At 54.4% G+C, this 22,959-nt stretch carries 19 protein-coding genes and 1 tRNA gene; 14 read left to right on the forward strand and 6 right to left on the reverse strand.

Annotated elements, in window-relative coordinates:
* Nucleotides 1-49 precede the first annotated feature (49 nt).
* Nucleotides 50-1,576, reverse strand: coding sequence for an EAL domain-containing protein (locus H7R56_RS07310; protein ID WP_106924215.1), 1,527 nt, complete (start codon nt 1,574-1,576; stop codon nt 50-52).
* 705 nt (nt 1,577-2,281) lie between these two features.
* Here H7R56_RS07310 and H7R56_RS07315 point away from each other — a divergent pair.
* The 3 genes from H7R56_RS07315 to H7R56_RS07325 all read left to right on the forward strand — a co-directional run bounded on the left by H7R56_RS07315 (nt 2,282) and on the right by H7R56_RS07325 (nt 6,623).
* On the forward strand, nt 2,282-3,709 hold the full coding sequence (locus H7R56_RS07315; protein WP_106924216.1) for a glucose/sorbosone family PQQ-dependent dehydrogenase: 1,428 nt from the start codon (nt 2,282-2,284) through the stop codon (nt 3,707-3,709).
* 69 nt (nt 3,710-3,778) lie between these two features.
* Nucleotides 3,779-5,923, forward strand: a complete 2,145-nt coding sequence (gene pqqU, locus H7R56_RS07320) for a TonB-dependent receptor PqqU (protein WP_106924217.1) — start codon at nt 3,779-3,781, stop codon at nt 5,921-5,923.
* A gap of 313 nt (nt 5,924-6,236) precedes the next feature.
* Nucleotides 6,237-6,623, forward strand: a complete 387-nt coding sequence (locus tag H7R56_RS07325; RefSeq protein ID WP_106924218.1) for a hypothetical protein — start codon at nt 6,237-6,239, stop codon at nt 6,621-6,623.
* Between the two features lie 349 nt (nt 6,624-6,972).
* Here the strand turns inward: H7R56_RS07325 and H7R56_RS07330 are convergent.
* Together H7R56_RS07330 and H7R56_RS07335 are read right to left on the reverse strand one after the other, a co-directional pair.
* Nucleotides 6,973-7,047, reverse strand: a tRNA-Arg gene (locus H7R56_RS07330).
* A gap of 75 nt (nt 7,048-7,122) precedes the next feature.
* A complete protein-coding gene (locus tag H7R56_RS07335; protein WP_106924219.1) occupies nt 7,123-8,031 on the reverse strand; it encodes a formate/nitrite transporter family protein in 909 nt (302 codons plus the stop codon).
* Nucleotides 8,032-8,316: 285 nt separating this feature from the next.
* On the opposite strand from H7R56_RS07335, the gene mlaA reads away from it, so the two are divergent.
* Nucleotides 8,317-9,072: a phospholipid-binding lipoprotein MlaA gene (gene mlaA / locus H7R56_RS07340; RefSeq protein WP_106924220.1), complete on the forward strand. Its 756-nt coding sequence runs from the start codon at nt 8,317-8,319 to the stop codon at nt 9,070-9,072.
* 62 nt (nt 9,073-9,134) lie between these two features.
* Here mlaA and fadL read toward each other — a convergent pair whose 3' ends face one another.
* Nucleotides 9,135-10,451: a long-chain fatty acid transporter FadL gene (fadL, locus tag H7R56_RS07345; RefSeq protein WP_181357947.1), complete on the reverse strand. Its 1,317-nt coding sequence runs from the start codon at nt 10,449-10,451 to the stop codon at nt 9,135-9,137.
* 372 nt (nt 10,452-10,823) lie between these two features.
* Between fadL and H7R56_RS07350 the strand changes: the two genes are divergently transcribed.
* From H7R56_RS07350 to sixA, 4 genes are all read left to right on the forward strand, one after another.
* Nucleotides 10,824-11,108 (forward strand): YfcZ/YiiS family protein, encoded by a 285-nt coding sequence (locus H7R56_RS07350; RefSeq protein WP_106924222.1) that lies wholly within the window; start codon nt 10,824-10,826, stop codon nt 11,106-11,108.
* Between the two features lie 185 nt (nt 11,109-11,293).
* Nucleotides 11,294-12,604 carry an acetyl-CoA C-acyltransferase FadI gene (gene fadI / locus H7R56_RS07355; protein WP_106924223.1) on the forward strand — a complete coding sequence of 437 codons (1,311 nt, stop codon included), beginning with the start codon at nt 11,294-11,296 and terminating at the stop codon, nt 12,602-12,604.
* A gap of 8 nt (nt 12,605-12,612) precedes the next feature.
* Nucleotides 12,613-14,757, forward strand: a complete 2,145-nt coding sequence (fadJ, locus tag H7R56_RS07360) for a fatty acid oxidation complex subunit alpha FadJ (protein ID WP_374956729.1) — start codon at nt 12,613-12,615, stop codon at nt 14,755-14,757.
* A gap of 187 nt (nt 14,758-14,944) precedes the next feature.
* Nucleotides 14,945-15,430, forward strand: coding sequence for a phosphohistidine phosphatase SixA (sixA, locus tag H7R56_RS07365; RefSeq protein ID WP_106924225.1), 486 nt, complete (start codon nt 14,945-14,947; stop codon nt 15,428-15,430).
* 144 nt (nt 15,431-15,574) lie between these two features.
* Here the strand turns inward: sixA and smrB are convergent, their stop codons facing one another.
* Nucleotides 15,575-16,126, reverse strand: coding sequence for an endonuclease SmrB (gene smrB, locus H7R56_RS07370; RefSeq protein ID WP_106924226.1), 552 nt, complete (start codon nt 16,124-16,126; stop codon nt 15,575-15,577).
* 164 nt (nt 16,127-16,290) lie between these two features.
* Between smrB and prmB the strand changes: the two genes are divergently transcribed.
* The 6 genes from prmB to H7R56_RS07400 are packed head-to-tail and all read left to right on the forward strand — an operon-like array spanning nt 16,291 to nt 20,837.
* Nucleotides 16,291-17,223, forward strand: a complete 933-nt coding sequence (prmB, locus tag H7R56_RS07375; protein ID WP_106924437.1) for a 50S ribosomal protein L3 N(5)-glutamine methyltransferase — start codon at nt 16,291-16,293, stop codon at nt 17,221-17,223.
* A gap of 45 nt (nt 17,224-17,268) precedes the next feature.
* Nucleotides 17,269-18,354, forward strand: a complete 1,086-nt coding sequence (gene aroC / locus H7R56_RS07380; RefSeq protein WP_106924227.1) for a chorismate synthase — start codon at nt 17,269-17,271, stop codon at nt 18,352-18,354.
* Between the two features lie 2 nt (nt 18,355-18,356).
* The gene (mepA, locus tag H7R56_RS07385) at nt 18,357-19,181 is read left to right on the forward strand and encodes a penicillin-insensitive murein endopeptidase (protein WP_106924228.1); all 825 of its coding nucleotides are present in this window, start codon (nt 18,357-18,359) and stop codon (nt 19,179-19,181) included.
* Nucleotides 19,181-19,990, forward strand: a complete 810-nt coding sequence (locus H7R56_RS07390; RefSeq protein ID WP_106924229.1) for a sulfite exporter TauE/SafE family protein — start codon at nt 19,181-19,183, stop codon at nt 19,988-19,990. The genes mepA and H7R56_RS07390 overlap by 1 nt, the downstream gene beginning before the upstream one ends.
* On the forward strand, nt 19,990-20,535 hold the full coding sequence (locus H7R56_RS07395; protein ID WP_106924230.1) for an elongation factor P hydroxylase: 546 nt from the start codon (nt 19,990-19,992) through the stop codon (nt 20,533-20,535). Before H7R56_RS07390 ends, H7R56_RS07395 begins: the two co-directional genes overlap by 1 nt.
* Before the next feature lie 26 nt (nt 20,536-20,561).
* Nucleotides 20,562-20,837 carry a YfcL family protein gene (locus tag H7R56_RS07400; RefSeq protein WP_106924231.1) on the forward strand — a complete coding sequence of 92 codons (276 nt, stop codon included), beginning with the start codon at nt 20,562-20,564 and terminating at the stop codon, nt 20,835-20,837.
* A gap of 40 nt (nt 20,838-20,877) precedes the next feature.
* Here the strand turns inward: H7R56_RS07400 and mnmC are convergent, their stop codons facing one another.
* Nucleotides 20,878-22,878 (reverse strand): bifunctional tRNA (5-methylaminomethyl-2-thiouridine)(34)-methyltransferase MnmC2/FAD-dependent 5-carboxymethylaminomethyl-2-thiouridine(34) oxidoreductase MnmC1, encoded by a 2,001-nt coding sequence (gene mnmC, locus H7R56_RS07405; protein ID WP_106924232.1) that lies wholly within the window; start codon nt 22,876-22,878, stop codon nt 20,878-20,880.
* Nucleotides 22,879-22,959: the final 81 nt, after the last annotated feature.

The raw sequence follows: 22,959 nt of genomic DNA on the forward strand, positions 1-22,959 counted from the left end.
CCCGATAGGGCGGCAAGATGGCAGCGGTGGGTCACCACAGAGAAGGCGTCTACCGTTGACGTGTTTTTCCTGAGAGCGTTTGCAATAAAGTCGTAAAATCCATCGGATGATACCAATAATAACCTTGCTGATACTGTACGCCACGGTCCTGGAGATATCTTGCCTGACTGATATTCTCTACACCTTCGGCAATCGCTTTAATACCGAGCTTGTCGACCATTTCCGTCACGCAGTCCAATAGAACAGTATTGCCGCTGCCGATAGAATTTACGAACATTCGGTCTATTTTCAGATAATCGGGTATCAATTCTGAAATATACTCAAGATTAGAGTAACCGGTGCCGAAATCATCCAGCGATAATTGGACCCCATTTTGTTTTAACCATGCAAATTTTTTCATTTGTACATCGGTGAATAGCATGGGATGGCGCTCGGTAATTTCAATAATCAGCGTTACTTTGAAGGTGGCGATCTTACGTATAAAAGCCTTACAGTCATGAATAAAGGTACCTGCGGCACAGTGGCGTTGGCTAAAATTCACGCTGATATGAAAAGGACGGTTCATGCCCGGCGAAAGTGTGATGAGATCGCGGCTAATCTGGTTGAGTTGATATTGCGTTAAACGTACGATCAACCCGCTTTTTTCGGCCATGGGAATGAAGAGGTTCGGTGAAATAATACCTTCTGACGGGTGATACCAGCGGCACAGTGCTTCAAAACCCACAATCTCACCGTCAGCAGCATTGACTATCGGCTGATAGAACGTTTTTATGTCACCATTTTTAATGGCGGCTAATAGGTCATTTCCGGGAGTATTTGTCTTTTTTATAATCAGGTAATAAGCCAAACCCGACAGTATTGATAGTATTAAAGATGCCGATAGCGTAAACGGAAACATCAATAATGCGCTGAGCAGCGATAGCCCCAGCGCGGAACTGTAGAATATTGATAGTGAGCTTTCTTTACTGGAGCTGTGATGCAGGCTGTGGCCAACGGATTTTACCGGCGAAATCTCGCCGCTGGCGCTAAGCTGCATGTCGCCAATCTGAAGATACAGAGGATATCCTGCAGCATCCGTTTTCAGATTATTTTTCAAAAAAATACCGCTGATGGCGATATCTAATATCATGCCGTTGTGACCGTGGAATGTTTTAACCAGAAGGGGTTGAGTATGGCGATTTCCAGGATCATGGAAAGTATGCAGAGCAAGGGCTTGAGTTGCCGTATTTCTGTGGGCGGCGCCGGGTAGAAATTCACCGCTCAGGGAGGAACACCTTATCCCTTTTGGGCCGGTAATAACCATCGAGTGCAAATGTGGGTAGCCTGCAACAATATTATCCAGTTCATTTTTGATTAACTCAGTACAAGTACTTTCTACAAGTCCGGACATTTCTTGTGCCGCCAACCGGGCCTCATCCAGGATGCTTTCAGCATAATCCAGAACGGACTCCGCCTTACGCTTTTTTTCTATGCTGACAATATGGCCTGCCTGAATAAATAGCATGCAAACTAAAAATGTGAAAATGCAGCATGCAACAATTAACGGCATGTACATCCTTTTAACGGCAAAATCCATTTAATAAAACTCCGATGGGGAAACTTATATCAGCAAGTTTTTAACGCGAGTAAGAGTAACATGGTTTTATTATGTGATTTATAGGATTTTGGGTAATTATTTGTTACACCATAAACGAAGACATCATCTTCAATTAATTATCGTGATTAGCATTAAACTGAAAATAGTTACATCGGTCATTATATTGTTCAACAAAACGGCAGAGTATTTTGAAATAGGCTGAGTGCTATTCGCTGGGGCTGATGTAATTTTAGCCAAAAGAAGAGCGGGGAGGGCTGTTGGCCGCTATGATTCAGTATCAGATGACAGATTGATAAAATGTTAATGATTAAAACAAAGGTAAAACAATAGCGCCGATTTTTTTGCCTGCTGGTAAGTATATTCATTTTGGGCATTTTTTATGCGTGAAAGAAGCACAAAAAAAATTAAACAACTTCATTAAAAAAATAGAGTAGAAAAAAATGATGATAGGTAATATCTATGGTTTTGTGTGAGAGGGTTTAATTTGCCTTAAGTTTATTGATAAAGCACTGGGTTTATTGACAGTATTTTTTGCTAAATTAAATTTTACCCATAGTATGTTACTTACGATAACTTTTAAGAAAACTTTTCATAATTTGACAAAATATTTCGAGACGACAATAGTTGTTCTATCCCGGTAATCTCAGAAATGATGAGATTATTTCATATGGTATGGAGTGAATAATGTTTAATACTCGAACAAAACGCATTAGCCAGGCTGTCGCGTTATCCATTGCCCTGTGTGGCGTTTCCTATGCAGCAAAAACGACGCACGCCGACTCAGCTAAACATCCTGAAGTCCAGACGGCAGAACCTTTCTCTGCACACGTGCTGGTCAGCGGTCTTGATGCGCCGTGGGATATGGTATGGGGCCCGGATGGCTACCTGTGGGTCACTGAACGTAAAGCTGCTGCTATCGATCGTATTAACCCCAAAACCGGTGAGAAAAAAGTCGCGATTACGCTGAGCGGTGTGCATATTGGCCCGCAGCATGAAGGCGTACTCGGCCTGGCGTTATCGCCTGAATTTATGAAAGCCGGCGGCAATAATTACGTCTATACCGCTTATACCTATATGGACGGGGATCAGGAACACGCCAAAATTGTCCGTCTGGAATATGACGAAAAAACCCAAAAACTGGGGAATGAAAAAGAAATTCTTGCCGGCTTCCCGGCAGGAAACGATCACAACGGTGGACGCCTGCGTTTTGGACCTGACGGTAAACTTTATTACACCATTGGTGAACAAGGACATAATCAGGGCGCTAATTTCTGCAAACCGATCGATGCCCAGCGTATTCCGACTGAAGCCGAACTGAAAAATAAAGACTATTCCGCTTATGCCGGTAAAGTGTTGCGCCTGAATATTGACGGCTCAATTCCGGAAGATAACCCGGTGATCCACGGCATTAAAAGTCACCTGTTTACCTATGGTCACCGTAACCCGCAGGGACTGGTCTTCGTTGGCAATACGCTTTATTCCTCCGAGCAGGGGCCTTCATCGGATGATGAGCTGAATATCCTTGAGCCCGGCGGCAACTACGGTTGGCCGCACGTTGCAGGTTTCCAGGACGATCAGGCTTACGTCTATGCGAACTATTCCAAAGCAGAAAATTGCCCGTCGCTGAAATGGGATCCGAACCATATTCCAGCCGGGGTTCCTGTACAGAAAGAAACCGAATGGAAAGCCGACGACTTTAAAGCGCCGATCAAAACCTTCTTCACGGTCCGTCAGGGCTACAGCTACAGCGATGCCAGCTGCAGCGGCGATTCAGCCTATATTTGCTGGCCGACTATCGCACCGTCCAGCGTCACTTACTACCCGGCGGACGGCGTGATTAAAAGCTGGCGCAACTCGCTTATCGTGAGCTCAATGAAAAATGGCTCGCTGTATCGCGTGCTGCTGAATGCCGATAAGAAAAACGTGCAGGGTGATGTGGCAAAATACTTCCACACCGCTAACCGCTACCGCATGGTCGTCGTCAGCCCGGATACGCGTAAGCTCTTCGTGGCGACCGATAACTTCGGTAACGTGATGGATGAGTCTAACCATCCGACGCATAACCTGAGCAATCCAGGTTCGATTATCGTCTTCGAATATACCGGCAAGTAACCGACTCACTGGCGAATACCCGCAGGGTATTCGCCAGATTTCCTTTCCCTTCGATAGCAATACGTCTACATGAAATTAACTCTGCAGCTTTCCCGGCTGGCGACCGCCGTCGCCCTGGCCCCGGTTTCCTGCGCCTACGCGCAAACGGCCTCTTCAGACGCCAGCTCTGCTGGAGAACAAACCATGATCGTCAGTGCGGCAGCCGATGGAGGGCTGTCCGCGCTGGATACGCCGGCGGCCGTCGCCGTTGATTACGGTGATGATATGCGCCATGCCGCACCGCGCATAAACCTGTCGGAGGGTTTGGCCGACGTGCCCGGCCTGCAGATCCAAAACCGACAGAATTTTGCTCAGGATTTACAGATGTCCATCCGCGGCTTCGGCGCGCGTTCGACTTTCGGTATTCGCGGTCTGCGGCTCTACGTTGATGGTATTCCGGCAACCATGCCTGACGGGCAAGGGCAATTATCCAACATCGATATCGGCTCCATTGAACACGTTGACGTGCTTCGAGGGCCGTTCTCTGCGCTGTATGGTAACGCATCCGGCGGGGTGGTGAATGTCGAAACTGAAACCGGCCGCCAGCCGACGACCCTTGAAAGCAGCAATTATTACGGCAGTTTTGGTAGCTGGCGAACCGGGCTTAAGGCGAGCGGCGCGTCTGGCGATGGTACTCAGGCGGGCGACGTCAATTATACGGTCTCCAGCAGCCGCTTCTCGACCCATGGTTTTCGCGATAATAGCGCCGCGCATAAAAATTTGCTGAATGCGAAACTGGGCGTCAAGCTGAACGACACCGGCAACCTGACGCTGCAACTCAACAGCGTTGATATCACCGCCGACGACCCGGGCGGATTAACCCGCGCAGAATGGAAGGACAACCCAGCCCAGGCGCCGCGTGGTGAGCAGTACCGTACGCGCAAAACGGTCAAACAGACTCAGGCTGGCCTGCGCTATCAGCAGGGGCTCAGCGATCGCGACGATCTTAGCGTGATGACCTGGGCTGGCATCCGTGAAACGGTCCAGTATCAGTCTATTCCCTATTTCGTTCAGCAGCGCAGCGAATCTCACCCCGGCGGGGTTATCGATCTGACGCGTCGGTATCAGGGGATTGATACGCGCTGGACACACCACGATGACAGCGGTTTTATCCCTTACGCCATCACCACCGGCCTTGATTACGAGACGATGACCGAACAGCGCAAAGGCTATGAGAACTTTGTTTATCAGAACGGCGTTTACGATCTCGGCACCAAAGGTGATATGCGACGTAACGAACGTAACCTGATGTGGAACCTCGATCCCTACATTCAAACGCACTGGCAGCTCACCTCAGCCCTGGGGCTGGACGCCGGGGCGCGCTATAGCTCGGTATGGTTTGATTCCAACGATCGTTATGTTGTAGGTAAAAATGGTGATGATAGCGGCGAAGCGAGCTATCACAAGTGGCTTCCGGCGGCAGCGCTGAAGTATGCCATGACGCCGCAGTGGAACGTTTACCTCTCTGCCGGGAGGGGGTTTGAAACGCCGACCATTAACGAGCTGTCCTATCGTCCCGATGGTCAGTCCGGGCTTAACTTTGCTCTGCAACCGGCCACTAACACCACCGTTGAAGCAGGCAGTAAATGGCAGGTGGGCACCGGGATGGCGAGCCTGAGCGTCTTCAATACGGACACGAAAAATGAAATTGTCGTTGCCGCCAGCGACAATGGCCGTACGTCCTATCAGAACGCGGGCAAGACGCGCCGCCGCGGGGTCGAACTGGGATGGGATCAGCAATTTGCGCCCGCCTGGCGCGCCAAACTGGCGTGGACGCTGCTGGATGCGACCTACCGTGAAAACGCCGGCGATGCTATTCAGAGCGGCAATCGGATCCCGGGGATTGCACGTAATAGCGCCTATGCCTCCTTTGGCTGGGTGCCGGAAGAGGGATGGTACGCTGGCGCTGAAGTCCGCTATATGAGCGATATTCAGGTCAACGATGCCAATAGCGAGCAGGCTCCAGCCTATACGGTGACGGCACTGAATACCGGCTATAAATATGTGGTAGATAACTGGACCGTCGACCTCTATACGCGCGTTGATAACCTGTTTGATAAGCGCTACGTCGGCTCTGTTATCGTCAACGAGAGCAACGGACGCTATTATGAACCGGCGCCGGGCCGTAACTATGGCGTTGGGCTATCGGTCAGCTACCAGTTTGATTCACTGTAACAATACGGCTGCCGGAGAGTGCCATTGAGGTGAGGCTCCGGCAGCGGGTAAAGGCGATGGGATAGGCGTTGATCCCTGGTCCTGCGTTTTTATGGCAACGCTTTTGTATGAAAATATAAATACTTGTTTGAGACGTGTTAAATAGATGCGGCCACATTTTACGACATACAGGAAATTCGTTTTCACTATTTCTTAATTAGTACCTATTAATTTCAGGCAATGCCTTGTCGGCCGGTGATATCTGTCGAGAAATAGGTATTTTATATTAACAGGTATATACTCTTACGGTGCCTCACTGGAGAGGGTTTGACATATGGCTATTCATCATCTTTCATTAAATCGTGTAACAAAAATAACAATTGATTTTATCCTCGCGGAAAAAACGAGACGGTTGATTGGTAACGATAATGATAAAATTCAATGTGATATCACGCCGTTGCCCGTTGGCGCTAATAATGTTGCATATCTTTTAAAAAATGGGGTTGATGGGGAAATTTTCCCTGAAAGCCACAAAGGCAAACGAAGCTTTATCATCATCAACAAGTATAAAGAATTTGCCCTGATAAGCTCCCGACATAAAGCCTCTCACAATAGCGACCGATTTCATATTGACCAGATATTAAGTGCCGATACCGGAAGGGTTGATGATATTAATGAGGATATTTTTATCTATTGTTCAGATTGCTCATCGGTGTCCTGACCGCCGCCTGACGCTGGTGGAGGGGCTGGATAACTGCGCAGAGCCTGGGCATTTCCGTGCTGCCGAACATATTGGCCAGGCACTGGCGGTAATCTTTCATTTTTAGGGCATACCGGCCTCATCGTCATACCGCATTGCGCAGCGATTAACCGTGTTGCTGCCGATCTCTCCCACGTCCCGCCATCCTTCCTTCTTTTTCTCTATGTATGCTATGGCGTGGAACGCTGTTTGCCTGAGATTGGGTAATCGCACATCGTTAACAGCGTTCAGGCACAAAGGCGAATCGGCGCTTTTGTGGATTGAGTTGGATATTCATTGCGCAGATCGGCGGATTTTTGAAGAGGGGCGATGGTGTCCCCTGCAGGAATCGAACCTGCAACTAGCCCTTAGGAGGGGCTCGTTATATCCATTTAACTAAGGGGACGAAGCGGCACGAGTATAGCGTTTTTTGCCCGCTGGGGTAAGTGCGGTGCCGCCTGACTGGTTAAACAGTCGCCATTTAGTGCTGTTTTTCCTCATGTTTGTGTTCTTTGGCGTCATGCATCGACCGTAAACGCGCCTCTTGCTTGCGTTTGGTGCTCATGTCGTTGCGAATTTGCGCGTGGCTCATGAGAGCAAAGATAAACGTGCCGCCAACGATATTGCCCGCCAGCGTGGGGAGGGCGAAAGGCCAGAAAAAGTCGCTCCAGTGCAGCGTACCGTTGAATACCAGATAGAGTATCTCTACGGAACCGACCACTATGTGGGTGGTATCGCCGAGCGCGATAAGCCAGGTCATCAGGATAATCACCACGATTTTAGCCGCGCCGGCGGCCGGGAACATCCACACCATTGTGGCAATGAGCCAGCCGGAAATAATCGCATTGGCAAACATTTCCGTCGGGCTGTTTTTCATGACATCCAGGCCAATCTTGATAAAAGCATCGCGCGTCTCTTCATTAAATATGGGCATATATTCAAATGCCCACGCGGCGACGGCGGTACCAATAAGGTTGCCGAGCAGCACCACGCCCCAAAGGCGCAGCAGCAGGCCGATATTGCTCATTGTCAGGTTTTGCATCACCGGCAATACGGCGGTAACGGTGTTTTCGGTAAACAGCTGCTGGCGCGCCATAATTACGATAATAAAGCCGAAGGTATAGCCGAGGTTCTCGAGTAAAAAGCCGCCCGGCACGCCCGTCAGCTCAACGTGGAAAATCCCCTTTGCCAGCAGCGATGCGCCCATCGACAAGCCGGCGGCAATGGCCGACCACAGCAGCGCCATGGCATCGCGCTCCAGCTCTTTTTCGCCTTCCTGACGAATGTGCTCATGAATCGCCATGGCGCGGGAGGGAAGGCGTTCCTCATCCACTTCGATTTTTTCTCCGCTCAGCTTTTCTTCGCTTTCTACTTTGAGGTCATCCATCATGGCGATCCTGAAAAAGAAGGGTATCGCTAAAGCGTAGCGGCTATCGGTAGGCGGTGAGGTAGATATATTCTGAAAGTGCAAAAATGGTAATATTTGTTTTTTTGGGGCCGTTAGAATATAGGCGCCGCAGTGTGGTGTTTACCAGGCTATGATCAGATCAACGAAATTGGCTATACAGACATTGTCGGCGTGCTGTTACAATCACTTACACCTAAACAGGCGGACACGACCAGGTTCCGTCATGGATGGCAATCAGTGATGGCCATAATCACCAGGGAGATATTTATGAAGCTTCGCCTGTCGGCGCTTGCGCTCGGAACAACACTGCTGGTGGGCTGTGCAAGTTCCAGTACTGAACAGCAGGGGCGCTCTGACCCGTTTGAAGGTTTTAACCGTACCATGTACAGCTTCAACTTTAATGTGCTGGATCCGTACGTTGTGCGTCCGGTGGCCGTGGCGTGGCGCGACTATGTTCCGCAGCCGGCGCGTAATGGCCTGGGTAACTTCACCAGTAACCTGGAAGAGCCTGCCATCATGGTCAACTCCTTCCTGCAGGGCGACCCGTACCAGGGGATGGTCCACTTCACCCGATTCTTCCTGAACACCCTTCTCGGTATGGGCGGCTTTATTGATGTTGCCGGTATTGCAAACCCGAAACTGCAGCGTGTTCAACCGCACCGTTTCGGCAGTACGCTGGGGAGCTACGGCGTAGGCTATGGCCCGTATCTGCAGCTTCCGTTCTACGGCAGCTTTACGCTGCGTGACGACGGCGGCGATATGGTCGATACCACCTATCCAGTGCTCTCATGGCTGACCTGGCCGATGTCTATCGGCAAGTGGATGGTCGAAGGGGTGGAAACGCGCGCGCAGCTCCTCGACTCCGATGGCCTGCTGCGTCAGTCTTCCGATCCGTACATTATGGTGCGTGAAGCCTACTTCCAGCAGCACGACTTTATCGCCAACGGCGGCAAGCTGAAGCCAGCGGAAAACCCGAACGCGCAGGCGATTCAGGACGATTTAAAAGATATCGATTCTGAGTAACGAATCGATGGCAATAAAAAGGGGGGAACCGATGTTCCCCCCTTTTTTATGCCGACAAGCTATCAGAAGCGATAGTTGAAGTTGGTACCGAACAGCCAGGCTTTACCTTCAGATTTGAAGGTGTAGTTGCCTTCCTGCACGGTAACGCTCTGGCCGTGCATGTAAGATGCGCCCACGTCGATGGAAGCATCGTCGTTAAACGCATAGGTGGTACCGGCGCTCAGCCAGAAACGGTCCTGGTCCGGAATGGAGATTGAGCGATGGTTGGCCGGAACCGGGCTATCATCAAACGCAATACCGGTACGGAAGGTCCAGTTCTTGTCGTAGTAATAGGTCGTACCCAGTGCGATACGGTAGGCGTCTTTAAAGCTCTCGTCTTTATAGAACAGTTCCTGACCGTTAGAACCGGTGGCTTTCAGCTCCTGGAACTGACTCCAACTGGTGTAAGCCATGCTGTAGTGGATAGCCCACTGCGGCGCGATGCGGTTATAACCGGAAATTTCCCACATTTCTGGCAGGTTCAGCGTCAGAGAACCGCCGATGGTTCTGCCGTCGGTGCCGTAAGGCAGACCGGTAATGCCGCGAGCGGCGAAGAGCTGGTTACCGCGGGTGGTGATGGAGCTCTTGTAGTCGCCGTCGAAGTCAATTTTGACTTCAGAGCGGTAGGTCAGGCCCCAACGGTTGTTTTTATCCAGTTCGTACAGGATACCTGCGTTCCAGCCATAGCCCCACTCATCGCCTTTCAGATGCGCAACCTGCGAGTCTGCGCCGGTAATGCCGACCGCTTTCCCGGTCGCACCAGGGAACATCAGGCTGGTTTCGCCAGCATAACGCTCAATTTTGGCTTTCGCATAGACGGCGTCAAAGCCCAGGCCGAAGCTCCAGTTGCTGCTCAGACGGTATGCGCCGCTCAGGTTCAGGTTAACGGTCTGCAGGTCGGTTTTACCGCCGTACATGCCGGCCGCGTAGTTATTGTTGAATTCCGTTGCCAGGCCGTAGTTGGAGGTAACAGACGCACCCCAACCAAACTGTTCGTTAATCGGCATGACAAAGTGCGCGTTAGGAACCCACGCGGTCGGTGCAATGTTATCGGCATCGGTACTGCGGCCGGTGGCCGGAGACTTGCCGGTAATATTGACGTCAGGATCGATGTAAACCGCACCGGCAGAAAATGCAGGGCGATCGAACATCATAATCAGCGCCGGGTTACGGCTGGCGTTACCCGCATCGTCGGCGATAGCGCCTTCACCAGAATAGGCACGGCCCAGACCAGAAGACGAAAATTCATTAAGCTGGAAGCCCGCTGACCAGGCTTGGGTTGAAACAAGTGCCACTGCGACAGCAAGAGCAGACTTCGTGTAACGGGTTTTCTGGCTCATGACCATAACCTCATTGAGTTATTTTTATACAAACAATGTTACATGTAGTAACAGAAGCGCGAAGTGTAGGGGCTGGACTACGACAGAGAAATCAGACCAGTGACGAGAGTATAGGTCTGACCAGCTGGTATGTTGCAATATTGTTTATTAATTTTTTCTAAGATGTTGTTTGAAACGAGATCTGGTTGGCAAAAATGCGGGGATGGTCAAAGGCGGAGAAGTGAGAAATTTGTTTTAGATCATTTTTAATTGTGATTTCGGTCACTTATCGGCTTTCGTCACATTATCGACTGGAGGCGTGCAACGGGCGGGCGTAAAATAAGCACATCGTTTATCTGGCACCTTGAGTGCGCAAAACAGAGGAAATCTACAATGAGTAAATGTAGTGCTGATGAAACCCCGGTTTGCTGCTGCATGGACGTTGGTACCATCATGGACAACTCCGACTGCACCGCATCTTACAGCCGCGTTTTTGCTAACCGCGCTGATGCAGAAGAAACCCTGGCAGCGCTGACGGAAAAAGCGCGCGGCGTTGAGTCCGAGCCGTGCAAAATTACCGCAAACTTCAAAGACGTTGAAGGCGGCGTGCAGCTGGATATCGACTTTGTCTTCGCTTGTGAAGCCGAAACCCTGATTTTCCAGCTGGGCCTGCGTTAATCGCCCCAGGCGAATGACCTTTCTGCTCACGCCCTCGTTGCTCACGCTGCGGGGGCGTTTTCTTTATCGCTCAGTGTGTTTTAGCTCGCAATTTTCCCTCTCTCCGATTGGCTAAGTGTAAAAAATTAGTTAAGAATGTTATCAGGTCAGACCACTTGGTCGATTTCCGATAACAGGGGAGAGTTATGAGTCAGGCGTTACCGCTTATCACCCGCCAGGGCGATCGCATTGCTATTGTCAGTGGGTTACGTACCCCGTTTGCCCGTCAGGCTACCGCCTATCACGGCGTTCTCGCCGTTGATTTAGGTAAAATGGTGGTGGGCGAAATGCTGGCACGTAGCGAAATTCCCCCCGAGGTCATTGAACAACTGGTGTTCGGTCAGGTGGTCCAGATGCCGGCCGCACCCAACATTGCCCGTGAAATTGTGCTGGGTACCGGCATGAACGTGCATACTGACGCGTACAGCGTCAGCCGCGCCTGCGCCACCAGTTTCCAGGCCGTTGCTAACGTCGCCGAAAGTCTGATGGCAGGCACGATTCGTGCGGGCATCGCCGGCGGCGCCGACTCCTCTTCCGTACTGCCGATTGGCGTCAGCAAAAAGCTGGCGCGTACCCTGGTGGATGCCAACAAAGCCCGCACGCTGGGGCAAAAGCTGAAGCTCTTTTCCCGTCTGCGTCTGCGCGACCTGATGCCGGTGCCGCCAGCGGTAGCCGAGTATTCTACCGGGCTGCGCATGGGGGACACCGCCGAGCAGATGGCAAAAACCTACGGTATTACTCGCGAACAGCAGGATGCGCTGGCAAACCGCTCGCATCTGCTGGCGGCTCAGGCCTGGGCGGCGGGCAAATTGAACGACGAGGTGATGACGGCCTACGCGCCGCCGTACCGTAATCCACTTGAGCAGGACAACAATATCCGCGCGAACTCTACGCTGGCGGACTACGCCAAACTGCGTCCGGCATTTGACCGTCAGCACGGCACCGTAACGGCGGCTAACAGTACGCCGCTGACCGACGGTGCAGCGGCGGTGATCTTGATGACCGAATCCCGCGCCAAAGAACTGGGGCTGACGCCGCTGGGCTATCTGCGTAGCTACGCCTTTACCGCCATTGACGTCTGGCAGGACATGCTGCTGGGCCCGGCCTGGTCAACGCCGCTGGCGCTGGATCGCGCCGGGCTAACGTTCGCCGACCTGACGCTTATCGATATGCATGAAGCATTTGCCGCGCAGACGCTGGCCAATATTCAATGTCTGGCGAGCGATAATTTCGCTCGCGAGGTGCTGGGCCGCAGCCAGGCCACCGGCGAAGTGGAGGAGAGCAAATTCAACGTGCTGGGGGGATCTATCGCCTACGGCCATCCGTTTGCCGCAACCGGTGCGCGCATGATAACCCAAACGCTCCATGAACTGCGCCGTCGCGGCGGCGGCTTTGGGCTGGTGACCGCCTGTGCGGCGGGCGGATTAGGTGCAGCGATGGTACTGGAGGCTGAATAATGGAAGCGATGAAATCCGCATTTACCTTTACCGTGCGCCCGGACAACGTGGCGGTGGTGACGATTGATGTGCCTGATGAAAAGATGAACACCCTGAAAGCCGAGTTTGGCGGCCAGGTGCGCGCTATCCTCCGGCAAATTCGCGATAACAAAGCGCTGCAGGGCGTGGTGTTTATCTCTGCGAAGCCCGATAACTTTATCGCCGGGGCCGACATTAACATGATTGGTCGCTGCAAAAGCGCGCAGGAAGCCGAATCGCTGGCGCGTCAGGGACAACAGGTGATGGCGGAAATTCAGGGGCTATCAGTCCCGGTGGTCGCGGCCATCCACGGTGCCTGCCTTGGCGGCGGCCTGGAGCTGGCGCTGGCCTGCCATGCGCGCATCTGCTCCGACGACAGCCGTACGGTGCTCGGCCTGCCGGAAGTTCAGCTCGGCCTGCTGCCGGGATCGGGCGGTACTCAGCGTTTGCCGCGCCTGATTGGCGTCAGTACTGCGCTGGACATGATCCTGACCGGAAAACAGCTGCGCGCCCGTCAGGCCTTGAAAGCAGGGCTGGTGGATGAAGTGGTTCCGCACTCGATTCTGCTGGACGCCGCCGCTGAATATGCGCGTAAAGCGCGCCATGAACATCGCCGCCTGCCGGTGCGCGAGCGTATTCTGGCGGGGCCACTGGGTCGTCACCTGCTGTTCAGCATGGCGGCAAAGAAAACGGCACAGAAAACGCAGGGCAACTATCCGGCGGCGGATAAAATTTTGCAGGTTATTGAAACCGGTCTGGCCCATGGCGCCAGCAGCGGCTACGAAGCCGAAGCCCGTGCCTTTGGCGAACTGGCGATGACGCCGCAGTCGCGCGCACTGCGCAGCATTTTCTTTGCCAGCACCGATATTAAAAAGGATCCCGGCGCTCGCGTTGAGGCAGGCCCGCTGCGTTCGGTCGGCGTATTAGGCGGTGGCCTGATGGGCGGTGGTATTGCCTATGTGACGGCGATTAAAGGTAAGCTACCGGTGCGAATCAAAGATATTAACGCCAACGGTATTAACCATGCGCTGAAGTACAGCTGGGATCAGCTGGAGCAAAAGGTGCGCCGTCGTCACATGAAACCCGCCGAGCGAGATGCGCAGCTGGCGTTGATTTCCGGCAGTACCGACTACCGAGGGTTTGCCCATCGCGATCTGGTGATTGAAGCGGTATTTGAAGATCTTGCGCTCAAACAAAAAATGGTTGGCGAAATTGAACAGTACTGCGCGCCGCACACCATTTTTGCGTCTAATACCTCTTCTTTGCCCATTGGCGATATTGCTGCCCATGCGCAGCGGCCTGAGCAGGTGATCGGTCTGCATTTTTTCAGCCCGGTTGAAAAAATGCCGCTGGTGGAGGTTATCCCCCATGTGGGCACGTCAGAGCAGACGATTGCCACTACCGTGAAGCTCGCGAAGAAACAGGGAAAAACGCCGATTGTGGTCGCGGATAAAGCCGGTTTTTACGTTAACCGCATTCTGGCGCCATACATTGCCGAAGCCATGCGCATGCTGGTCGACGGCGAGCGCGTGGAAGATATTGATAATGCGTTGGTTAAATTTGGATTCCCGGTCGGGCCGATTCAGTTGCTGGATGAAGTAGGCATTGATACCGGCACCAAAATTCTTCCGGTGCTGGAAGCGGCCTACGGGGAACGTTTTAGCGCGCCTGCAACGCTGATTCAGGCAATTTTGAATGACGATCGCAAAGGCAGAAAAAATGGCCGGGGTTTCTATCTTTATGCCGCAAAAGGGCGTACAAGCAAGAAACAAGTTGATACTGCCGTTTACGCTTTGCCGGGCATGTCGGCGCGTAACGCCCGCTGCTCGGCCGAACACATTGCCGAACGCTGCGTGATGCTGATGCTCAACGAAGCGGCACGCTGCGTGGATGAGAACATTGTCCGCAGCGCGCGCGACGGCGACATTGGGGCAGTATTTGGCATTGGTTTCCCACCGTTCCTCGGTGGCCCGCTCCGCTATATGGATTCACTGGGGGCGGGTGAAGTGGTTGCCCGACTGCAACGATTGGCCAGCCAGTATGGCCCACGCTTTATGCCGTGCGATGCGCTGATGCAGCGTGCGGAACGCGGGGAGACCTTTTGGCCTGGTGATGAAACGGATTCCACGCGCTGATGTCAAAGTCAGTGAACCCTGATGAATCGCAAGGTTTCTGGCTATTTTGTAAACAGATGTTGACTATACTTACGCCAGTAAGGTAAAAATCAGCGTTTCATTCAGTGAATGGATAAGGCACAATGCCCGGCTACCGCGTCACCTTCGGGGTGACGCTGGTGCTTCTGGTTAACAAAAGCGGTGCAATATGCAAGTGTTTATTATGCGTCACGGCGACGCTGCCCTCGATGCAGCCAGTGACTCGGTTCGTCCTCTCACCGGCTGTGGTTGTGATGAATCTCGTCAGATGGCAACCTGGTTGAAAGACCAAAAAGTGGATATCGGTCGCGTTCTGGTGAGCCCTTATCTGCGTGCGGAGCAGACGCTGGAAGTGGTAGGGGAGTGCATGAACCTGCCAAAAGAAGTGGATGTTCTGCCCGAGCTAACGCCGTGCGGTGATATCGGTCTGGTTAGCGCCTATCTCCAGGCTCTGGCGAACGAAGGCACATCATCGGTACTGGTGATTTCGCACCTGCCGCTGGTCGGTTATCTGGTTGCCGAACTGTGTCCTGGCGAAGTCCCGCCGATGTTCACGACCTCAGCCATTGCCTGCGTCACCCTCGACGCAAACGGACAGGGCGTCCTGAACTGGCAAATGAGCCCGTGCAATCTGAAAATGGCGAAAGCGATCTAACCGCTGATTACCCGGCTAACTGGCCGGGTAATGCCTGACTCCCCGTTGGTCTGATGCCTGTAGGCCTGATAAGCGTAGCGCCATCAGGCAACCGGGCGCAGAACGCCGCATAGCGACGTTGCTTTATCCGGCCGACATCGCGTCTTACGGCAGCTCCGGCGGCAGCCACTCTTCCACTTCAATCAGCACCAGTAGCGCGGCGTCACCGCCGTACTCTTTCGATGCCTGATGGAACGCCATAACGTGCGGGTGCTGCGCCAGCCAGAGCGGCGTTTGCTGTTTGAGAATGTGCTTACCGTGGCCGTGCATGACGCAGGCGCAGAACACATGCTCCCGGCGGCAGGCGGCAATCAGCGCGCCCAGCTCTTGTTTGGCCTGCGTTTGGGTTAACCCATGCAGATCGAGGAACAGCTCCGGCGAGTAGTCGCCGCGGCGCAGCTTCTTCAGCTCAAAATGACTGACGTCCTGGCGCACGTATTTCACCGGACCGTTGGTGTTGAGCAACGGCTGGAACTCATCGGAAAAGTAGTGGCTATTGTCCGCCTGTTCCTGCAATAGCCGCTTTGGTGGCACTTCGCTGATTTTCTTACGCTGCGGGCGATGAACGATCGTATCCTGCTTGATTTTACGCGTGCCGGTCATCAGCTGCTGGAAGAGTGCCTGATCCTCCTCGCTCAGTGAGTTTTTGTTTTTCATCAATTCTTCTCAAATTCGCCTTTTCCCCTAGTTTACCTTTTCAGCGTGCTTCCTGCAGCGAAAACGCTTTTTTCCCCGCGCCCTACGCAAGAATGCTGATTTATCGCCGTCTTCATGGCAAACTAGCCGCCGAATTTACCCCGACGCATGCCCTGGAGGACAACGTGGATAAGATTTTTGTTGAAGAAGCAGTCAATGAACTGCACACCATTCAGGACATGCTGCGCTGGGCGGTAAGCCGCTTTAGCGCGGCCGAAATCTGGTACGGGCACGGCACCGACAACCCGTGGGACGAGGCCGTTCAACTGGTTCTGCCGACCCTGTATTTACCGCTGGATATTCCGGAAGATATGCGCAACGCGCGTCTGACCACCAGCGAAAAACAGCTGATCGTTGAGCGCGTTATTCGCCGCGTCAACGAGCGTATCCCGGTCGCCTACCTGACGAACAAAGCCTGGTTCTGCGGTCACGAATTCTACGTTGACGATCGCGTTCTGGTGCCGCGTTCGCCGATTGGTGAGCTGATTAACAATCGCTTCGCCGGCCTGATTAATCATCGTCCACAGCATATTCTCGATATGTGCACCGGCAGCGGCTGCATTGCTATCGCCTGCGCCTATGCCTTCCCGGAAGCGGAAGTCGACGCGATTGATGTTTCGGTGGACGCGCTGGCCGTTACCGAATACAACATCGAAGAGCACGGTATGATTCATCATGTCACGCCGATTCGCTCCGATCTGTTCCGTGACGCGCCGCAGCTGCAATACGATCTGATCGTGACCAACCCGCCTTACGTTGATGAAGAAGATATGTCTGACCTGCCGTCGGAGTATCGCCATGAACCGGAGCTGGGCCTGGCTTCCGGCTCGGACGGCCTGCACCTGACCCGTCGTATCTTAGGCTGCGCGCCGGATTATCTCACCGACGACGGCATTCTGATTTGTGAAGTGGGTAACAGCATGGTACATCTGATGGACCAATATCCGGATGTCCCGTTCACCTGGCTCGAGTTTGACAACGGCGGTGACGGCGTCTTTATGCTGACCAAAGCGCAGCTTGAAGCCGCGCAGCATCATTTCGCGCAGTACAAAGACTGATTTATCCAGCACGCAATAACGCAGAACAACGATAACGGAGTCGTGATGGCAGGAAATACAATTGGACAACTCTTTCGCGTAACCACCTTTGGCGAGTCGCACGGCCTGGCGCTGGGCTGCATCGTTGACGGCGTGCCGCCCGGCATTCCGTTAACCGAAGCCGATCTTCAGCACGACCTCGATCGTCGTCGCCCGGGGACATCGCGCTACACCACGCAACGCCGCGAGCCGGATCAGGTGAAAATCCTCTCCGGTGTCTTTGAAGGCGTGACCACCGGCACCAGTATTGGCCTGCTGATTGAAAACACCGATCAGCGCTCTCAGGATTACGGCGCGATTAAAGACGTTTTCCGCCCGGGGCATGCCGACTACACCTACGAGCAGAAATATGGGCTGCGCGACTATCGCGGCGGTGGGCGTTCTTCTGCGCGTGAAACGGCGATGCGCGTGGCCGCCGGGGCGATCGCCAAGAAATTCCTTGCCGAGAAGTTTGGTATCGTTATTCGCGGCTGTCTGACTCAGATGGGCGACATTCCGCTGGCGATTAAGGACTGGGATCAGGTTGAACAAAACCCGTTCTTCTGCCCGGATCCGGACAAAATTGAGGCCTTAGACGAGCTGATGCGCGGCCTCAAAAAAGAAGGCGACTCAATTGGCGCTAAAGTCACCGTCGTGGCCGATGGCGTCCCGCCGGGTCTCGGTGAACCGGTATTCGATCGCCTGGACGCCGATATTGCCCATGCGCTGATGAGCATCAACGCGGTAAAAGGCGTAGAGATTGGCGATGGCTTTGAGGTGGTGAAACTGCGCGGCAGTGAAAACCGCGATGAAATCACCAAAGCCGGTTTCCAGAGCAACCACGCGGGCGGTATTTTGGGCGGCATCAGCAGCGGCCAACAGATTGTGGCCAATATTGCGCTGAAACCGACATCAAGTATCACCGTGCCGGGTAAGACGATCGACCGCTTTGGCGAGGAAGTTGAGATGATCACCAAAGGTCGCCACGATCCTTGTGTTGGCATCCGCGCTGTGCCGATCGCCGAAGCGATGCTGGCTATTGTCCTGATGGATCATTTTATGCGCCAACGGGCGCAGAACGCCGATGTGACGACGTCAATTCCACGCTGGTAAACATGAAAAAAACCGTTATAGCGCTGCTGGCTCTGCTTGCCAGCGGCACCTCGCTGGCGGCAACGCCGTGGCAGAAAATCACTCAACCTATCGCCGGCAGCGCCCAGTCTATCGGGGCATTTGCCAACGGCTGTATCGTCGGCGCGCAGGCGCTGCCGCTCCAGTCTGACACCTATCAGGTGATGCGTACCGATCAGCGCCGCTATTTTGGCCACCCGGATCTGGTGCAGTTTATCCAGCGGCTTGGCGGCCAGGTGCAGCAGTTGGGTATGGGCACGATGCTGATTGGCGATATGGGTATGCCCGCAGGCGGGCGCTTTAACGGCGGACACGCCAGCCACCAGAGTGGTCTGGATGTCGATATTTTCCTGCAGCTCCCGAAGACGCGCTGGAGTTCAGCACAGCTGCTGAAACCGCAGGCGCTGGATTTGGTGAGCGCCGACGGCAAGCGCGTTGTGCCGACGCTGTGGAAACCGGAAATTGGCCAACTGATTAAGCTGGCGGCGGAAGACCGCGACGTGACGCGAATTTTCGTCAACCCGGCCATCAAGCAGCAGCTGTGCCTGGAAGCGGGCAACGATCGCGACTGGTTGCATAAAGTGCGCCCGTGGTTCCAGCACCGTGCGCATATGCACGTGCGGCTGAAGTGCCCGGCTAACAGCTTAGAATGTGAAGAGCAGGCGCCGCCGCCTGCGGGTGACGGCTGCGGCGCTGAGCTGCAAAGCTGGTTCGAACCGCCAAAACCTGGCACCACCAAACCTGTGAAGAAGACGCCTCCACCGTTGCCGCCTTCCTGCCAGGCGCTACTGGATGAACACGTACTCTGATGGACAGTTTTTCCGCGTTATTTATGGTCGAGCCGCTCATGCTGGTGGCGCTGTTCTTTATTGCCATTCTGGCTGGCTTTATTGATTCACTGGCCGGCGGCGGCGGTTTGCTGACCGTCCCGGCGCTGATGGCAGCGGGCATGCCGCCCGCGCAGGCGCTGGCAACCAACAAATTACAGGCCTGCGGCGGCTCACTCTCCGCATCACTCTATTTTGTGCGCCGCAAAGTGGTGAATCTGGCCGATCAGAAGCTGAATATCCTGATGACCTTCATTGGCTCAATGACCGGTGCGCTGCTGGTGCAGCACGTGCAGTCCGATATTCTGCGCCAGATCCTGCCCATTCTGGTTATCAGCATTGGTCTTTACTTTCTGCTGATGCCAAAGCTGGGTGAAGCCGATCGCCAGCGCCGTCTGTACGGCCTGCCGTTTGCGTTGGTTGCTGGCGGCTGCGTAGGCTTTTACGATGGCTTCTTCGGCCCCGGTGCGGGTTCGTTTTATGCGCTGGCGTTTGTGACGTTGATGGGCTTTAACCTTGCCAAATCCACCGCGCACGCCAAGGTGTTGAACGCGACCTCGAACGTCGGTGGTCTTTTGCTGTTTATCATTGGCGGCAAAGTTATCTGGGCGACCGGCTTTGTGATGATGATTGGCCAGTTTTTTGGCGCGCGCATGGGCTCGCGCTTAGTGTTGAGTAAGGGGCAAGCGCTGATCCGCCCGATGATCGTCGTGGTCTCCGCGGTGATGAGCGCCAAGCTGCTCTATGACAGCCATGGACAGGAAATCCTTCAGTGGTTAGGGATGCATTAATGACCAAAACGCATGATTACCAGCAGCTGGTAACGCTCTTTGATAGCTGCTTCGCCGATGAGTTTAATACTCGTCTGATTAAAGGCGATGATGAACCCATCTATCTTCCGGCAGACGACGAGGTTCCTTACAACCGTATCGTTTTCGCCCACGGCTTTTTTGCCAGCGCGCTGCACGAAATTTCCCACTGGTGCATCGCCGGGAAGGCGCGCCGCGAGCAGGTCGATTTTGGCTACTGGTACTGTCCGGATGGGCGCGACGCCGAGACTCAAGGGCAGTTTGAAGACGTCGAAGTGAAACCGCAGGCGTTTGACTGGCTGTTTTGCGTGGCGGCGGGCTTTCCGTTTAACGTCAGCTGCGACAACCTGGAAGGCGATTTCGAGCCGGACCGCATCGTGTTTCAGCGACGCGTGCATGCGCAGGTCATGACCTATCTGAAAGAGGGCATCCCGCCGCGTCCGGCAAAATTTATCAAGGCATTACAAGATTATTATCAGACGCCGACCCTAACGGCGGAACACTTCCCATGGCCTGAGGATCTCTAAGCCATGTTACAGAAAGAGGAAAGAAGATGATCGCGGAGTTTGAAGCACGCATTCTGGCGTTAATTGATGAGATGGTGGAGCACGCCAGCGATGATGAGCTGTTTGCCAGCGGTTATCTGCGCGGCCACCTGACGCTGGCGGTTGCCGAGCTTGAAGAAAGCGAAGCGCATTCTGCCGATGCCCTGTATCGCAACGTGACGCAGAGCCTGGAAACGGCTATTGGTGCCGGTGAACTGACGCCGCGCGACCAGGCGCTGGTCAAAGCCATGTGGGACAACCTGTACCAGCAGGCCGCCCGCTAAGCGCATTTGCCCGGTATCGCTGCCGGGCAAACGTTCTGCGTTATTTTACCGCTTTTCCCTTCAGCAGTTTTCGCACCCATAATCGGTTTGGATTGAGCCCCGCCAGCGTAGTCGCGTCAAGCGGCAGCGGTTCATTGCTCATCTGTGCTGCCAGCACTTCGGCGCTTAACGGCGCAGTACACAGCCCGCGCGACCCCAGCCCCCCCAGCATAAACAGCTCAGGATACACCGGGGCCGAAATCGCCGTTTCCGGACTTTCGTGCAGCGTGGCATATCCGGCGAGCGTGGCGGCGTAGTCCGGCACGTTACCGACCATCGGCAGATGATCGCGCGTGGCACAGCGAACGCCACAGCGGGCGTCGTTAGCGCTAACGTCGACCTCCAGCGGCCATGTTTCCTGCGGGAAGCAGTCAATCAAGCGCTGACGATTATGCTGCTGGTCTTCAGCATTAAACGCCATTTCTCGCGCTCCGCGATGATAGCTGGCGCCAATGCAGTGCTGCTGATTCTGCGGGTTCTGTGGGGTCAGGTAGCCGTCATAGCACAAGACCTGGTTCAGTTTCGCCAGGCTGTCGCTGGTTGGGATATGGCTCACCTGGCCGCCGGCGGCGTACACCGGAAGCGTCTCGGTTTGCGTAAATTGATTGATATTGTGACCGTTTGCCAGCACCACGCAGGGGGCGGTGGCCGTTTGTCCGTCGCTAAACGTCAGCTGCCAGCCGGATTCCTCACGGGCCAATGCGCTGAGCGTTTTGCCAACGTGGGCGTTAAGCCCCTGCTTGCGGGCCAGCGCCAAAGCGCCAGCGGTGAGCTGAGCCGGGCAAAGCCAGCCGCCGAGCGGATACTGAATGCCTCCGCAGCCGGTCTCCAGGCCGATGCTGTCCCGCACGGCCTGCGCGCTGACCGCTCGCGCGATATCGGCGGGAAGGTCGAGCGTCAGCATTTGGGCAATTTTCTGCGCGCTTTTTTCATCCCACCCCAGCTGCGTGACGCCGCACCACTGATGATCGAAAGCCACCGGCAGCGCATCGTACAGCCGGCGGGCATACAGAAACGCCGCCGGGAAGAACTGCGCCAGCGCGGCATCATGCGCGCTCAGCAGTGGATAAAGCGCGCCCTGGCGATTGCCGGAGGCTCCCTGAGCCGGCTCATCGTCTGCGCAATACAGCGTGACCGACCAGCCGCGGCGCAACAGCGCCAGCGAGAGCAGGGCGCTGGCGATGCCGCCGCCGATAATAGCCGCTTCGCGTACCTGGCTGCCGGTGCGGGCAAACCACGGCGCGCGCGCAGCATTCGGCAGCGGCTCACGCATTTCACCGATCAGCATTTCACGCTTGCGCCCAAAGCCTTTGCTTTTACGCATAGTAAAGCCCGCTTCCTGTAGCCCGCGACGCACAAAGCCTGCGGAGGTAAAGGTCGCGAGCGTGCCGCCCGGCCGCGCGGTACGCGCCATGGCGGCAAACAGCGTCGGCGTCCACATGTCCGGGTTTTTCGATGGCGCAAAGCCGTCGAGGAACCAGGCGTCAACCTGCTGGTTAAAGCTGTCGTCGAGGGTATCCGTGAGCGCATTGATGTCGCCGAACCACAGATCCAGCGTCACGCGACCGTCATCAAGCAACAGGCGGTGACAGCCCGCCAGCGGCAGAGGCCACTGCGCCTGAAGCTGCTCGGCCCAGGTTGCCAGTTCTGGCCAGTGCTGGTGGGCCAGACGCAGGTCTTCGGCTTTCAGTGGGTACTTTTCAAAACTGACGAAATGTAATCTTTGTAGCGTAGCATCGGGATGCTGACGGCGGAATGCGTCGAAGGCCTGCCACAGCGTCAGGAAATTGAGGCCGGTGCCAAAGCCGCTTTCCGCTACCACGAAAAGCGGATGCGGATGTTGCGGGAAACGTACCTCTATCTGGTTACCGCCGAGGAAAACGTAGCGGGTCTCTTCCAGACCGTTGTCGTTGGAGAAATAGACGTCGTCAAAATCTCGGGAAACAGGTGTACCCTCACTGTTAAATTCGAGGTTGGCGGATTGTATGGCGTTATGTTTCACGTAAGTTACTCGCGCGGCAAGGAGTCTGCCGATCTTAACGATGCGTGCCCGCAGGCGCAAATTTCTGCATAAAATTGCTGA

It is taken from the genome of Klebsiella sp. WP3-W18-ESBL-02 (genome assembly GCF_014168815.1).
Lineage (GTDB): Bacteria > Pseudomonadota > Gammaproteobacteria > Enterobacterales > Enterobacteriaceae > Kluyvera > Kluyvera ascorbata_B.